This window comes from Demequina oxidasica (genome assembly GCF_000975115.1).
In the GTDB taxonomy this organism is placed as follows: domain Bacteria; phylum Actinomycetota; class Actinomycetes; order Actinomycetales; family Demequinaceae; genus Demequina; species Demequina oxidasica.
This window is the reverse complement of record NZ_BBRE01000002.1, coordinates 405,718-420,874: the sequence shown is the minus strand read 5'-3', so window position 1 is coordinate 420,874 and position 15,157 is coordinate 405,718. Positions and strand designations below refer to the sequence as shown.

Below are 15,157 nucleotides of genomic sequence, written 5' to 3'. Positions count from 1 at the left end.
TACGCACACGTTGACTCGCGAGAGCGACCATGTGGGCTCCTTCTCCTCAGGAGTGGCTGTTTACGACTAGGCGTCGACCTCAGGTACAAAGTCCACGCCCGCCTCGCTGCGCTGCTCGTCCGTAATCGGCGCGGGCGCAGCAGTAAGAGGGTCATAGCCGCCACCGGACTTGGGGAACGCAATAACGTCGCGAATAGAGTCCGCCTTGGCGAGCAGCGCGGTGACGCGGTCCCAACCCAGGGCGATTCCACCGTGAGGAGGTGCACCAAAACCGAACGCCTCGAGCAGGAAGCCAAATTTCTCCTGTGCTTCCTCCTCCCCGATACCCATCACGCCGAACACCCGCTCCTGCACCGAACGCTGGTGAATACGGATCGACCCACCGCCCAGCTCGTTGCCGTTGCAGACAATGTCATACGCATAAGCCAGCGCGGAGCCTGGGTCAGTGTCGAACGTGTCCATGAACTCCGGCTTGGGCGACGTGAACGCGTGGTGGACGGCGGTAAACGCACCGGTGCCGAGCACCACATCATCATCGTCCGGGTCCTCGTCGATTGCCTTGAACAGCGGCGCGTCAACGACCCACACGAACTTGTAGGCGTCGTGATCGATCAGCCCGCAGCGCTCTCCGATTTCGAGGCGCGCGGCGCCCAACAGTGCGCGCGCAGGCGTGGGCTTGCCCGCCGCGAAGAAGATGCAGTCTCCAGGTGCAGCACCCACCTTGGACGCGAGACCCGCCACCTCAGTCTCGGAAAGATTCTTGGCTACGGGACCGGTGAGCGATCCGTCTTCCTGCACCAGCACGTAGGCGAGGCCGCGTGCCCCGCGCGACTTAGCCCAGTCCTGCCACTTGTCGAGAGTTTTGCGAGGCTGCGACGCACCACCGGGCATCACCACAGCACCCACGTAATCGGCCGCGAACACGCGGAACGTGGTGTCCTTGAAGTACTCGGTCATCTCGGTGAGCTCGAGGCCAAAACGCAGGTCCGGCTTGTCGGATCCGTAGCGGGCCATCGAGTCGGCGTAGGTGATGCGCGGGATGGGCAGTTCGATGTCGTAGTCGATGAGCGACCACAATTCCTTGACGAGCTCCTCGCCCAACGCGATTACGTCGTCCTGATTGACAAAGCTCATCTCGATGTCGAGTTGCGTGAACTCCGGCTGACGGTCCGCGCGGAAGTCCTCATCGCGGTAGCAGCGGGCAATCTGGTAATACTTCTCCATGCCGGCCACCATCAGCAGCTGCTTAAACAGCTGCGGCGACTGCGGCAGGGCGTACCAGGAGCCGGGCGACAGTCGCGCGGGAACCAGGAAGTCGCGTGCACCCTCGGGGGTGGAGCGGGTCAGCGTGGGAGTCTCGATCTCCAGGAAGTCGTGACGCTCGAGCACCCGGCGTGCGGCCTGGTTGACCTTGGAACGCAGCACCATGTTGGCGCGCGGCTGTGGACGACGCAAGTCCAGGTAGCGGTGCTTGAGGCGAGCCTCTTCGCCCACCTCAACGTGCTCGTCAATGGGGAGCGGCAGCGGTGCAGACTCGTTGAGAATGGTGAGCTCGTCAATGACGATCTCCACCTCGCCCGACGGCAGGTTCGCGTTGGCGGAGCCTTCGGGACGTAGGCGCACCTCACCGGTCACCTGAATCACGTACTCGTTGCGCAGTGAGTGCGCCACGTCCTCGCGAATGACCACCTGGGCGAACCCCGAGGAGTCACGCAGGTCAATGAAGGCCACCCCACCGTGATCGCGGCGACGGCCCACCCAGCCTGCGAGCGTGACGGTCGAGCCGGCATCGGCGGCGCGAAGGTTTCCAGCGAGGTGAGTGCGGAGCAAGATGTGCCTTTCCCTGTGCGCGCCCATACCTAGGGCACGCGAATGTTCATGAATGTGTGCGCGGTCGCCTCAGCGGCCGCTACTGCCGTCCAGTCTAGCCGTGAACGATGCGCGGTTCGAGGTCCTCTGCCGGCGGCGTCCAGGCGTCGGCGTCCGCGGGGGTCTGATCCCCGCTACGAATGTCCTTGACCTCGCCGTCGCCAGCAGTGCCGTCGCCCGCGTCGGGGAACCACACGAACGGAATCCCCCGCCGGTCGGCGTACTGGATCTGCTTGCCAAACTTGGCCGCGGAGGGTGAGACCTCACAGGCAATGCCGCGGGCCCGCAAGCGGTCCGCAATTCCGGCCGATGCTGCACGGGCTTCCTCGTCCGTCACCGCCACCAGCACCGCACTGGGCACAGAGCGGGTCACCGAAGCGAGTTCGGCGCCTAAGATCCGGCTCACCAGACGGCTCACGCCGATGGACATGCCCACGCCAGGGAATCCCCCGCCGGCGATGAGCGAGTCGTAGCGCCCACCGGAGCAAATGGACCCGAGGTCCTCGTGACCGGTCAGGAACGTCTCGTAGACGGATCCCGTGTAATAGTCCAGGCCGCGCGCGATGCGAAGATCGGCGACGGCCACCCCGGCGGCCCCGTCAACGGAAGTAGCCGCGTTCACAGCTGTCACGAGAGCCGCGAGGGAAGCAATTCCCTTGGCCAACTTGAGCTGCGCCGCCTCGACGGCCGCGCCATCGTCAACCAGCACCGTGGTCTCCCACAGGTCCTCCACCGCCTGGGCGAAGGACGCATCAGGCGAGGAAATTCTTGCCAACTGGAGGACGGCATCGGCCGCACGTTCGTCAATGCCCTTGCCAGCGAGTTCCTTGGCGACGCCCTCCGGGCCAATCTTGTCGAGCTTGTCGACGCTGCGTAGAGCACCCGCGACATCGGTAATCCCCACGCCCTCGTAGAAGCCCTCCACCAGTTGACGGTTGTTCACGTGCATGCGGACGGCCGGAATGGGCAGTGCGGCCAGAGCGCGTGCCATAACGATTGCCACTTCAGACTCGAGGTGCTCGGGCAGGGTGTCGCGGCCTACGACGTCGATGTCCGCCTGGTAAAACTCGCGGTAACGACCCTCCTGCGGGCGCTCACCGCGCCACACCTTCTGAATCTGAAAGCGGCGGAACGGGAAGTGCAACTGCCCCTGGCGCTCCTCGACATAACGCGCGAACGGAACCGTCAGGTCGAAGTGAAGACCGAGCTTGGCATCGGCGTCACCCTCGGCGGTGAGGCGACCAAGCGTGTAGATCTCCTTCGACGCGTCGCTATCCCCCGCCAGACGGCCGATGGGTTCCACGGCCCGCGTCTGGATCTCGCCAAAGCCATGCAACGCGAAGACTTCGCTCAGCGTTGAAATAACGTGAGATTCGAGAAGTCGGTCCTGGGGGGACCATTCAGGGAATCCGGACAGTGGTTGCACGCGAGCCATGCGCCTATTGTTCCACCCCTGGCGCAATAGACTGGCACAGCACCAGGCACATCATTGGAGGCTGACAACGAATGACCAGTAAGAAGCAGTCCAAGGCGTACGAGCTGAGGCGCCATGAGGAGTTTCAGCGCAAGATTGCGGCCGCGAAGGTTGAGCAGCAGCGCAAGCGCAAAATCGCCGCGTACGCCGCGGGCGCCCTCGTTCTCGCAGTGATTGCTGTCATCGTCGTGGTCATGCTGACCAGCGAGGACAATTCCGCCTCCGCAGGTGCCACGTCCACGAGTCCCGAGCCCACCTCAACCGACTCCGGCATCGAGGTTGACACCGAGGGTTGGGCAAACTCGCTCACGCCTCCTGGCCCCGAACTCGCGGAAGGAAGGGTGTGGACCGTCGACATCGACACCAACCAAGGGCCCATCACTGTGGAGCTGGATGGCGTGAACGCGCCTCAGGCCGTCGCCTCGTTCGTATCACTTGCTCAGGACGGCTTCTTTGATAGTACTGACTGCCACCGGATCACGACTGAGGGTATCTACGTGCTTCAATGCGGTGATCCCACCGGCACCGGCACCGGTGGTCCCGGCTACCGTTACGGCCCCCTAGAGAATACTCCGGACGACGATTTGTACCCGGCCGGAACTCTCGCCATGGCACGGGTAGGCAACGACCCGGCATCCATGGGAAGCCAGTTTTTCATCGTCTACGACGATTCCGTTATCCCATCCGACGCGGCCGGTGGATACACCGTATTTGGCGAGGTAACCCAAGGTCTCGCTATTGTTGAGGATGTTGCCCAAGCTGGCACGATCACCGGAGACTCCGATGGCCGTCCTGCGCAGTCCGTCATCATCAACGAGGTATCCGTCTCATGACCCCGTCCAACACCCCTCCTTCCGACTCCGCTGAGCACGAAAACACCCCGGATGTCGCAGTGAGCGAAGCCACCGAAACTGCCATGGAGACCGCCACCGCGGACACTCCTGAGCCCGCCAAGGACGCCGTCGCGCCCACGGAGGACGCGGCCAAGCCCGCGTCCGATGCCGACGCGGCGGAAGATGCTGCGGCGACAAAGGTCGACGAGAAGACCGCGACGGACGAGGCGAAGCCCGCAACGAAGGCCGCACCCAAGCCCAGCGCAAAGCCACGCCCGGCGGCACCAAAACCCGGATCCTTTGCCAAGGCGAGCCCGGCAAACGTCGCCGCTCATAAGACGCACCCCGTCAAGGTGCCCGTGGTGCACCCCGTGACGCCAGAAGAACTCGCCGCCGCGAAGAAGTACTCCGAGGTAGTCGACGACAAGGTTTTCGTTATCGACGGCGAGACCAAGCACGAGGTGGGAGAGGCCAAGGGTGACGAACCCATTTCTCCGTACGTACGTGCCTACTCTGAACTGCAGGCGTCGATCGAGCGTTTCCATGCTCGCTTGAGTTCCGCCGAACTTTCACCCAAGGACATCGACGATTCGACTAAGTCGATCACGTCGGGTCTCGAGACCCCCGTCGTGGTGGGCGACCTGGCCGCGCTACGTGAGCGTTTCTCCGTCGTCGAGACCGAGGCGGCTGAGGTTCGCGCCCGCATCCAGGCCGAGCGCAAGGCTGCCCGCGAGGCAGCCATCGCGGTGCGTGAGGAGATCGTCGTCAAGGCCGAGGCAATCGCGGCCAAGGACGTTGCAATAGTCCACTGGAAGAACGACACCACCACCCTGCGCGACCTGCTGGACAGCTGGAAGGAGGCGCAGCGCTCCGGCGCACGCGTTCCCAAGGACACCGAGCGAGCACTGTGGAAGCGATTCACTCACGCACGCTCCGCGTTCGAGAAGGCGCGCAAGCACCACTTCGCTGAGCTCGACAAGGACAACGGCGCAGTCGCCAGTGCAAAGGAGGCGCTCGTCGCCAAAGCACAGGCGCTGGCCGAGTCCACCGACTGGGACCGCAGCGCGCGAGCGTTCAAGGACCTGATGGGCGAGTGGAAGAACTCGGGTCGGGGGCGCCGCAGCACCGACGACGCACTCTGGAAGAAGTTCCAGAAGGCCCAGGATGCGTTCTTCGACGCTCGTCGCGCGGCTTCGGAGGCTGAGGACGAAGCGCTCGCAGGAAACGTCGAGGCCAAGGAGGCCGCCGTGGTGGAAGCAGAGTCACTGCTCCCCATCAAGGACCTCGAACTTACCAAGAAGGCCCTTCACGCAGCGCAGGACCGCTTTGAGGCCGCCGGCCAGGTTCCCCGCGGCGATATCGCGCGCCTGACCAAGCGCATGTCCGCCGTCGAGAAGTCGGTTCGGGATGCCGAGGAGTCCGCCTGGACCTCACGTAACCCCGAACTCGAGGCTCGCGCAACTGGCGCGGCCGCACAGCTTCAAGCCGCCATCACCAAGCTAGAAACGGAAATTGCTGAGGCCAAGTCAGCCAAAGATGCTAAGACGGCCAAAGCGCTCGCAGAAGACCTTGCAGCGCGTAAGGCGTGGCTCAAGCAGATCGAGGGTCTTTCCTAGCCCTCGCCCCCTCAAGAGGTCGGCTCAGTTCGCATTCGCGGGCGGGGTCGGCTTTCTTGTTTCCTCGCGAGGTCCACAGTCGAGAGCACCGGGTAGAGAACGCGCCAGACCTCCCTCAGTCTTGAGTATCCCGAGCCCCTCGGGTCATCTCGGCCCACCTCCACCTGTAGATCGGTCAGAGAAACGTTGCCCGTCATGACCGCCTCCACGACCACTGGTATAGCGTTTCGGTGACCATCCCATCTCAGCGCGTCGACGCAGCATCTGGCCGTGTTCGCTACGGCCACCGGGCCAACCCGGACTCCGCCATCCCTCCATGCCAGACCAGAGTGAAAGGTCACGCGGTCGCGCAACGGGGACGATTCGTGGTCTGCCACCCCGCGATGCAGGCCCCGTTCCCCCACAACGGTTAACTCTCCTGGCCACTTTCCGCCATGCCACACCCACAAGCCCGCAGCGCCGCTGAGTACCGTGTGTGCAGGTACGCTCGGCGCTACGCAGCACGCCCGGACTCCGGCGGTGACCTCGATGTCTAGAGGCAGGCCAAATCGCCTCGTCGCTGGGCGCACCACGCCGTCGCGCACCATGCGGCTGAAGCCAGCGCGTCCAAGGGCAGTCGAATCAACGAGGAACATGCCGCCAGGGTGCCACGGCTGTCACGGTCGCGGCGGAGACGACAGACAATCTGTGGACAGCCTCCGGCTTCGACGCTAGCCGGGTCGCTTGGCCGCGTGCTTGCCGGTAATGCGACGCGCGTCGTAAACGCCGTCGATGCGACGCACGGCGCCAAGAACGGCTCCCAGGTGAGACGGATCGGCCATCTCAAAGGAGAAGCTCGAAAGGGCTACGCGATCACGACTGGTCGACACCGCCGCGGAAAGAATGTTCACGTGATAATCCGACAGTACCTGCGTCACATCGGAGAGCAGCCGGTTGCGGTCCAGCGCCTCGACCTCGATCTGCACGAGGAAAGTTGTCTCCGACTGGCCTGTCCACTCGACATCTATCAAACGCTCCTCTTGCGCTGTCAGCGCGGACAAGTTGTCGCAGTCGGCTCGGTGCACGCTCACTCCAGAGCCCCGTGTCACGAAGCCCTGAATGGGATCGCCCGGAACCGGCGTGCAGCACTTGGCCAACTTGACGACCACGTCGGAGATGCCATGAACCGAGACCCCTGGGTCTCCCCTGCGCACGCGCTGCTGAGTGCCCGGGCGCGTGATCTCCGTGATGTCTTCGTCTGCACCCTCGGTGCCGCCGACTGCCTCCACCATGCGGGTGACGACGTCGACCGCCTGCTCCTTGTGCTCGCCGATGGCGGCATAGAGCGAGTCCACATCCTCGTAGTGCATCTCTTTGGCTAGCGCGAGCAGCGTCGACTTACTCATGAGGCGCTGCATCGGTAGGTGCTGACGGCGAATGGCTCGGGCAAGCATGTCGCGGCCGGTGTCGACGGACTCTTCGCGGCGTTCGCGAGTGAACCACTGCCGAATCTTGTTGCGCGCGCGAGTGGATTGCACAAACTCGAGCCAGTCCCGCTTGGGGTGACCGTTCTCGTCGGTGGTGGTGAGCACCTCTACCGTGTCGCCGTTGTCCAGCGTCGAGTCGAGCGACACGAGACGACCGTTGACCTTTGCGCCGATGGTTTTGTGACCCACCTCGGTATGTACTCCGTAGGCGAAGTCCACCGGGGTTGCCCCCTGAGGCAATGCCAACAGGCGGCCCCCAGGAGTGAAAACGTAGACCTCGGCTCGCGAGATCTCTCCACGTAGGCTATCGAGGAAGTCGTTGGGGTCCGCGGTCTCCTGTTGCCAGTCTGCAATCTGACGTAGCCAGCCCATTCCCTCCGGCGAGTTGCTAGAGCCATCGGAGGCCTTCGCGTTCTCCTTGTAGCGCCAGTGCGCGGCCAGCCCGTACTCGGCCCTGCGGTGCATCTCCTGGGTACGGATCTGCAACTCGACAGGCTTTCCCGAGGGCCCAATCACCGTAGTGTGAAGCGACTGGTAGAGGTTGAACTTGGGCATGGCAATGTAGTCCTTGAAGCGACCCGGCACCGGCTGGTACCTGGCGTGCATCGCTCCCAAAACCGCGTAGCAGTCGCGGACCGAATCCACCAGGATGCGCACTCCGACGAGGTCGTAGATCTCATTGAGGTCACGACCACGCACAATCATCTTCTGATAAACCGAGTAGTAGTGCTTGGGTCGACCGGTAATGGCCGCCTTGATCTTCATGGACTTGAGATCCTTGTCGATCTCTCCGCGAACCTCAGCGAGATACTTGTCGCGCTCAGGCGCACGTTCCGTGACGACGTCGACGATCTCCTGATAGATCTTGGGATACAGCGTCTGGAACGACAAATCCTCGAGTTCCCACTTGATCGCGTTCAGGCCCATGCGGTGCGCGAGGGGCGCGTAGATCTCCAGGGTCTCTTGGGCCTTCCGGCGCGCACTTTCCGCACTCACATACTTCCAAGTGCGAGCATTGTGAAGGCGATCTGCGAGCTTGAGTAGCAGCACACGGATGTCCTTCGCCATGGCCACGACCATCTTGCGCACGGTCTCAGCCTGCGCCGCGTCACCATAATGAACCTTGTCGAGTTTGGTCACGCCATCCACGATCATCGCGACTTCGTCACCGAACTCCCCGCGCATCGTCTCGAGAGGGTATTCAGTGTCCTCGACCACGTCATGCAGGAGCGCGGCGACGATGACGGTTTCTGGCAAGCCCAGCTCGGCAACGATCTGTGCCACAGCGATGGGGTGGATGATGTATTGCTCGCCACTCTTGCGCACTTGGCCCCGGTGCGCAATCTCGGCAACCTTGTATGCGCGCTCGATCGCCACAGTCTTGGGCGCCTTGGGGTACATGCGACGGTACGTTTCAACGACGCCGTCGACTGCCGTGGGCTCACGTGTAGGGCGCCTCAGGAACCCCAATGGACCCGAGGAGGATGACGGTGGACGGGTGTCTGTCATGGTCGCCTCCCTGTGCGCTGTCGATGTCCACTCAGTCTATCGGCGCGGCTTCGTTCCAACGACCCGCCACAACGCAGCACGGCCCCGCCGCAATGGCGGGGCCGTGCTGCGTCGATCCTGAACGCTACTTCTTCTTGCGCCTGGGTTGTGCCTGGGTACCGAGGTGCCGACCGGGGGTGAGCGCGCCAACAACGACCGAGCCATCGGCCTTGTGAGCGACGTCGGCCTCACCGCTTTCACGGAGTTCAAGCACCATCGCGGTGTGCTCCTTGATACGTGGCTCCCGCATACGCAGGGCAACCTCAAGCGGCGTCGCCACGAAGATCGAGGAATACGTACCGACTGCCATACCGACAAACAGCGCGAGGGAGATGTCCTTCAGGGTTCCGGCGCCGAGCAGGAATGAACCGATGAACAGAATTGCGCTCACAGGTAGCAACGCCACCACAGAGGTATTGATGGACCGCACCAAAGTCTGGTTCACCGCGAGGTTGGCGAGCTCCTCGTAGGTGAAGCGGTTCTGCTCGGTTAGATGAGTTGTGTTCTCCTTCACCTTGTCGAACACCACCACAGTGTCGTAAAGGGAGTAACCAAGGATCGTCAGGAACCCAATCACCGTGGCCGGCGTCACCTCGAAGCCCACCAGGGCATAGATGCCGACCGTGAAGAGTAGGTCGTGCGCGAGTGCGCCGATGGCAGCAGCGGCCATACGCCATGCACGGAAGTAGATGGAGATGACTGCCGCGACCAGAATGAGGAAGATGATGAGACCCTGGACGGCCTTCTTGCCAACCTCGGCACCCCAGGTAGGTCCGATCTGAGTGAAGCCCACCTCGTCAACTGAGACGTTGTATGCGTCGGCGAGCTCAGCCGTAATCTCTTGCGAGACGGACTGATCTACGACTCCGATCTGCACCAATACGTCGTTAGTACCCAGGATCGAGATCTCGGGCACCTCCTCGGGTGCAGCATTTGCGATGACTTCGGTCGCGATTGCGGGGTCAGGGTCGCTAGCGTTCGACACCTGGAACTGCGTGCCACCCTCAAAGTCAATACCTAAGGTCAGGCCTTTGACGAGCAACAGCACAATTGCCGCGAGCATCAGGAAGCCAGAGATCAAGAACCAGCGCTTGCGCTGCTGGACGATGGGGTACGTCTTTTCTCCGGAGTGAAGTGAGTTGCCCCACTTTGCAAGGTTCATCGCCATGGCTACTTCTCTCCTTCGGCCGGTGCTGTGGCCGGGTCGGTGGCACCACCGGCTCCGTTGTCGGCGCCCTCCGCCTGCGCGGGCTGTGCGGCCTTAGCCGCTGCAGCCTTACGCTCCGCGAGGGTGAGTTGCGCACCGTCTGGATCCGCACTCCCCGAAATGACCTTGGTGCTTGGCGAGGCGACACGGCCTCGCCCCTTGTACATGGTCTCGCGGCCCAGCTGCTTGGGGTCAAAGCCCGACATCGGGTGCCCGTCGCCAAAGAACTTGGTGCGGCCCAGTAGAACCAGAATCGGGTGCGTGAACAAGAACACGACGAGGATGTCAACGAGTGTGGTGAGTCCGAGCGTGAACGCGAACCCGCGGACGCCACCCACAGCAAACGTGTACAAGACGACGGCAGCGAGCAGGCTCACCGCGTCCGAGGCGAGGATGGTGCGGCGCGCACGCTTCCATGCGTGGTCGATCGCACTATGCAGAGAGCGCCCCTCTCGGAGCTCGTCTCTGACGCGTTCAAAGTAGACAATGAAGGAGTCGGCCGTAATACCGATCGCGACGATCAATCCGGCGACACCTGCCAGCGACAATCGGTACCCGATACCCCAGGACAACAGGGAAATAACCGCGAAGCTAATGAGGCCCGCGATAACGAGCGATCCCACGGTCACCAAACCAAGAGCGCGGTACTGGATCAGCGAGTAGATAACGACAAGCACCAGGCCAATGGCGCCAGCGATAAGTCCGCTCTGGAGCTGCTCGGCGCCAAGGGTGGCGGAGATCTGCTCGTCGGACTGCACTGTGAAGGTCAATGGCAGCGCGCCAAACTTCAACTGGTTGGCTAGCTGTGCGGCTTCTTCTTGCGTGAAGTTTCCGGTGATCTGGGCGCTTCCACCGGTGATTGACTGCTGGACCCGCGGTGCTGACAGCACGGCGCCGTCCAACATGATCGCAAACTGGTTACGCGGAGCTTCAAGCTGCGCGATTCGACCGGTGATCTCCGCGAACTTCGCTCCACCCTCTGACGTGAACTCCATGTTGACCTGGTACGTGCCATCCAGGGTTCCAGCGGTGGTGTAGTGCGGTCCGGAAGAGGCGTCCGACAGATCGGTTCCGGTCATTTCAACAGGTCCCATAATGTACTTGGCGGGGGTGGTGCTTCCACACGCCACATGACCGTAGTCCGCTTCCCCTAGGTCACGTCCAGAGATATTGACGGGATCAAAGCAGTCAAGCTGCGCGTACTCGACGGAAAGCTCCGGGGTGATCCAATCGAAGGACGACGGATCGGTCTCCCCTGGTACAGGCTCCGTGAAGGGAACGGTGGTGTCGGTGGGTACGGCAGAGGCATCGGCACTCGGTACCGGCGCAGAGATCAGCGAGGGCACCGGCGCTGACTCATCGCTGGCTTCAGGTGCTGGCGTGGCGGCTGCCTGGAACAGTGATTGTGATGCCTGCGAGGCGGACGGGCTCGGAGTCGGTTCTGCGCTGGCGCTGGGCGCCACCGCCTCGGCGGGATCGGCCGAGGCACTCGGGCTGGCTACTGGCTGGGTCGCCGTCGGCGTGGCGGCGCCTTCCACAAGCACCGCTCGGAACTGCAATTGCGCTGACTGGCGCACCAGATCAATAGTGGCCTGGTCAGGGTTACCCGGAAGTGACACCACGATGTTCGGGTACTGGGTGCTGATCTCGGCCTCTGCCACACCACTCGCGTCTACACGGTTCCGCATAATCTCGACGGCCTGGTCAAGGTCGGTCTGCGTGATTTCTACGCCGTTGTCGACCTCGGGGGTCAGGATGAGCTGACGTCCACCGGCGAGGTCGAGTCCGAGCCCCGGAGCCCAGGTGGTGCTTCCCGTGCCGACACCTATGGCGAGCACGGTATAGAGGACGGCGGTGAGGGCGCCGAGCCAGATCAGCGACTTGCGCGCTGACTTCTTAACTGTTGACACTGTGTTCCTAACGGTCGAGTGCTCCGCAGAGCCCAGCCGATTCTAGGCGGGAACGCGCGCCTAGTCGAATAGGCGCGACGCTTGCGTCCCATTCACGGCGTCTGCAGGCGGTTCTAACCCTAGGTGAATCCAGGCGTCCGCAGTTGCAACGCGTCCTCGCGGGCTGCGCGACATGAGGCCTTCACGCACCAGGAACGGCTCGGCGACTGTCTCTACCGTCTCGGTCTCCTCACCCACGGATACCGCCAACGTGGACAGACCCACGGGCCCCCCGCCAAAGCGGGTGCACAACGCGCGCAGCACTGCTCGGTCCAGGCGGTCCAGACCAAGTTCGTCGACTTCGTACACAAGCAGCGCCGCCTGTGCCGCCGCCAGATCCCCTACTCCGGTGCCGTGAATCTGAGCCCAGTCGCGAACCCGGCGCAGCAGACGGTTGGCGATACGGGGTGTGCCCCGTGACCGGGAAGCAATCTCGCCCGCGGCGTCGGCCTCGAGACCAAAGTCCAACATCGTGGCCGACCGCACAATGATTCTTTGCAAGTCCGCGGGCTCGTAGAAGTCCAGGTGCGCGGTGAAGCCGAACCGGTCACGCAGCGGGGCAGGCAAGAGCCCCGCACGCGTGGTCGCCCCCACGACGGTGAAGGGCGGCAGGCTCAGCGGAATCGAGGTTGCGCCGGCGCCCTTGCCCACCACCACGTCTACACGGAAATCCTCCATCGCGAGATACAGCATCTCCTCCACGGGCCGTGCAAGGCGGTGAATCTCGTCCAAAAACAGTACGTCGCCCTCGTCGAGCGAACTCAAAATCGCTGCCAGGTCGCCCGCGTGCTGGATGGCGGGACCTGAACTGACCCGCAGAGTCGACTTCATCTCCCCTGCCACAATCATCGCGAGCGTGGTCTTTCCCAGTCCGGGCGGGCCAGAGAACAGCACGTGATCGGCCACCGCACCGCGGGAAGCCGCCGCGCGCAGCATGAGCGACAACTGGTTGCGCACCACTTGCTGGCCAACAAATTCGTCAAGATTGCGTGGGCGCAGCGCGGCTTCATTTGACCGCTCAATGACGTCCGAGTCGGAGCTCACCACGCGAGCCGGGCCATCGGCATCACTCCAGGAATCGCCGTCGCCAAATTCTTCAGTGCCCACGGCATCGTCAGCCACGCGATCCCCCTAGCGTCTGAAGCGCCGCGCGCAAGGTATTGGAAACCTCATCGTCGCCGATGGGGCCCTCCGTCACTGCATCGACCGCCTTCTCCGCTGCCTTGGCGTTCCATCCGAGGCCGACAAGCGCCTCCGTGACCTGGCCGCGTCCATCGGTGGCGACGGCACGCGCACCCTCTTGAGCTGGCAACGTCAATTTTCCGCCCAGTTCGAGGAGCAGCCGCGCGGCGACCTTAGCGCCAATGCCGGGAACCTTCTCGAGCGCCTTGCGGTCTCCCGCTGCAACGGCCTCTGCAAGTGACGTAGGCGAATGCACAGCAAGCATGGCGAGCGCGAGCCTCGGCCCCACACCCTGTACGGAGGTCAGCGCTTCGAACGTCGCGCGTTCGGATGCAGTGCCGAAGCCGAAGAGGGTCAGAGAGTCTTCGCGGACAACCAGGTGTGTGAAAAGTTGGACAGGCTGGTTGAGGCGCAGTTCCGCAAGCGTGGCCGGAGTGGACAGCACGCTGTATCCGAGGCCGCCCACGTCGACAATCACGGTCGAGGTGCCCACATTGAGCACCGTTCCCTGCAGCTGAGCGATCACTGTGTTGTCTCCATCACCACTGTCGAGTCACGAGCATGCCGCGACGCTATTCGAACGTATGTACGAACACGCTACGCCATGGACCGGACGTCGCGAGTGTGACTCGCCGCGATACTGGGTGTCGAGTCGCGATCGCGCTACCCGCGCTTGCGGGCCGCCTTCTCCGCCTCGGCCCAGCGCTGCTGTGCCAGCGTCACGCTACCCGTGCCTGCAGATGCCGCGGCCGTTGGCGCTATCCCCCCACGCCAGGCATGGGCAATGGCAATGGCCAGGGCGTCCGCGGCATCGGCCGGGCCGGGGACTGAATCTAGGCCAAGAAGTTTCGCGACCATGAAGCCCACCTGCGCCTTGTCCGCGCGGCCGCTGCCCGTCACCGCTGCCTTCACCTCGGAGGGCGTGTAAAGCGCCACTGGAATGCCGCGTCGTGCGGCCGTCGCCATCACCACCCCGGAAATCTGTGCCGTACCCATGACGGTACGCACGTTGTGTTGCGCGAAGACGCGCTCCAGCGCCACCGCGTCGGGCCGATGCTCGTCGAGTGCCGCATCGAACGCCTCGGCAATCGTGGCGAGGCGCTGCGGAACCTCCGCGTCCGGGCGGGAGCGCGCCACGGAGACGTCTACCAGTTTGATCTTGCGGGAACGCCCCGCCTCGATGACTCCAAGGCCGCAGCGGGTGAGGCCCGGGTCGACACCGAGAATGCGCATAGAACTACTCGGCGGACGCTTCCTCGAGCACCTCATCGGAGGCATCCATGTTGGCGTAGACGTTCTGAACGTCGTCACAGTCCTCGAGCGCGTCGATCAAGCGCAGCATCTGCTTGGCGCCATTGACATCGAGCTCAATCTTGACGGACGGCATCCACGTGGCCTCGGCACTCTCGTAGTCGAGTCCGGCGGCCTGCAGCGCCGTGCGGACCGCGACCACATCGGTGGGCTCAGAGATCACCTCAAAGTGCTCACCAAGATCCGTGATGTCCTCGGCGCCTGCGTCGAGCGTGGCCTCCATCAGGTGGTCCTCGTTGGCGTCGCCCTCCTTGGCCACAATGACCTGACCCTTGCGCGAGAACATGAACATGACCGAGCCGGGGTCGGCAAGCGTGCCGTTGTTGCGGGTGAGCGCGGTACGCACTTCCATGGCAGCGCGATTGCGATTGTCCGTCAAGCACTCGATGAGCATGGCAACGCCGTTGGGCCCATAGGCCTCGTACATGATCGTCTCGTAACTGGCGGCACCCGCCTCGAGGCCCGCGCCCCGCTTCACAGCACGATCGATGTTGTCGTTGGGAACCGACGACTTCTTCGCCTTCTGAACCGCGTCCACCAGCGTGGGGTTGCCGGACATGTCGGCTCCACCGTCGCGTGCTGCAACCTCGATGTTCTTAACTAGCTTCGCGAACGCCTTTGCTCGCTTGGCGTCGACAACGGCCTTCTTGTGCTTGGTCGTTGCCCATTTGGAGTGTCCGGACACGTTGGCTCCCTGAAAAT

General features: G+C 63.3%; 11 protein-coding genes. 2 read left to right on the top strand and 9 right to left on the bottom strand.

Features of this window, described 5'->3' with window-relative positions; translation table 11 throughout:
* Positions 1–66 precede the first annotated feature (66 nt).
* A complete protein-coding gene (aspS, locus tag AOP77_RS08955) occupies positions 67–1,830 on the bottom strand; it encodes an aspartate--tRNA ligase (RefSeq protein ID WP_062212668.1) in 1,764 nt (587 codons plus the stop codon).
* Between the two features lie 94 nt (positions 1,831–1,924).
* A complete protein-coding gene (hisS, locus tag AOP77_RS08950) occupies positions 1,925–3,304 on the bottom strand; it encodes a histidine--tRNA ligase (RefSeq protein WP_062212572.1) in 1,380 nt (459 codons plus the stop codon).
* Positions 3,305–3,375: 71 nt separating this feature from the next.
* Between hisS and AOP77_RS08945 the strand changes: the two genes are divergently transcribed.
* Both AOP77_RS08945 and AOP77_RS08940 read left to right on the top strand, forming a co-directional pair.
* Positions 3,376–4,176 (top strand): peptidylprolyl isomerase, encoded by an 801-nt coding sequence (locus tag AOP77_RS08945; protein ID WP_062212570.1) that lies wholly within the window; start codon positions 3,376–3,378, stop codon positions 4,174–4,176.
* Positions 4,173–5,792 carry a DUF349 domain-containing protein gene (locus tag AOP77_RS08940; RefSeq protein ID WP_062212567.1) on the top strand — a complete coding sequence of 540 codons (1,620 nt, stop codon included), beginning with the start codon at positions 4,173–4,175 and terminating at the stop codon, positions 5,790–5,792. The genes AOP77_RS08945 and AOP77_RS08940 overlap by 4 nt, the downstream gene beginning before the upstream one ends.
* A 710-nt stretch (positions 5,793–6,502) precedes the next feature.
* On the opposite strand, the gene AOP77_RS08935 is transcribed toward AOP77_RS08940, so the two are convergent.
* The 7 genes from AOP77_RS08935 to AOP77_RS08905 all read right to left on the bottom strand — a co-directional run bounded on the left by AOP77_RS08935 (position 6,503) and on the right by AOP77_RS08905 (position 15,140).
* On the bottom strand, positions 6,503–8,767 hold the full coding sequence (locus tag AOP77_RS08935; RefSeq protein ID WP_084622488.1) for a RelA/SpoT family protein: 2,265 nt from the start codon (positions 8,765–8,767) through the stop codon (positions 6,503–6,505).
* 124 nt (positions 8,768–8,891) lie between these two features.
* Positions 8,892–9,974 (bottom strand): protein translocase subunit SecF, encoded by a 1,083-nt coding sequence (secF, locus tag AOP77_RS08930; RefSeq protein ID WP_062212561.1) that lies wholly within the window; start codon positions 9,972–9,974, stop codon positions 8,892–8,894.
* 2 nt (positions 9,975–9,976) lie between these two features.
* Entirely contained in the window at positions 9,977–11,923 is a 1,947-nt protein-coding gene (gene secD, locus AOP77_RS08925) for a protein translocase subunit SecD (protein ID WP_062212558.1), read from the bottom strand.
* A 60-nt stretch (positions 11,924–11,983) separates the two neighbouring features.
* Entirely contained in the window at positions 11,984–13,009 is a 1,026-nt protein-coding gene (gene ruvB, locus AOP77_RS08920; protein WP_236685798.1) for a Holliday junction branch migration DNA helicase RuvB, read from the bottom strand.
* Positions 13,010–13,076: 67 nt separating this feature from the next.
* Complete coding sequence (gene ruvA / locus AOP77_RS08915) at positions 13,077–13,670, bottom strand: Holliday junction branch migration protein RuvA (protein ID WP_062212556.1); 594 nt, start codon at positions 13,668–13,670, stop codon at positions 13,077–13,079.
* 137 nt (positions 13,671–13,807) lie between these two features.
* Positions 13,808–14,377 carry a crossover junction endodeoxyribonuclease RuvC gene (gene ruvC / locus AOP77_RS08910; protein ID WP_084622487.1) on the bottom strand — a complete coding sequence of 190 codons (570 nt, stop codon included), beginning with the start codon at positions 14,375–14,377 and terminating at the stop codon, positions 13,808–13,810.
* Between the two features lie 4 nt (positions 14,378–14,381).
* Positions 14,382–15,140, bottom strand: a complete 759-nt coding sequence (locus AOP77_RS08905) for a YebC/PmpR family DNA-binding transcriptional regulator (protein ID WP_062212550.1) — start codon at positions 15,138–15,140, stop codon at positions 14,382–14,384.
* Between the last annotated feature and the right edge of the window lie 17 nt (positions 15,141–15,157).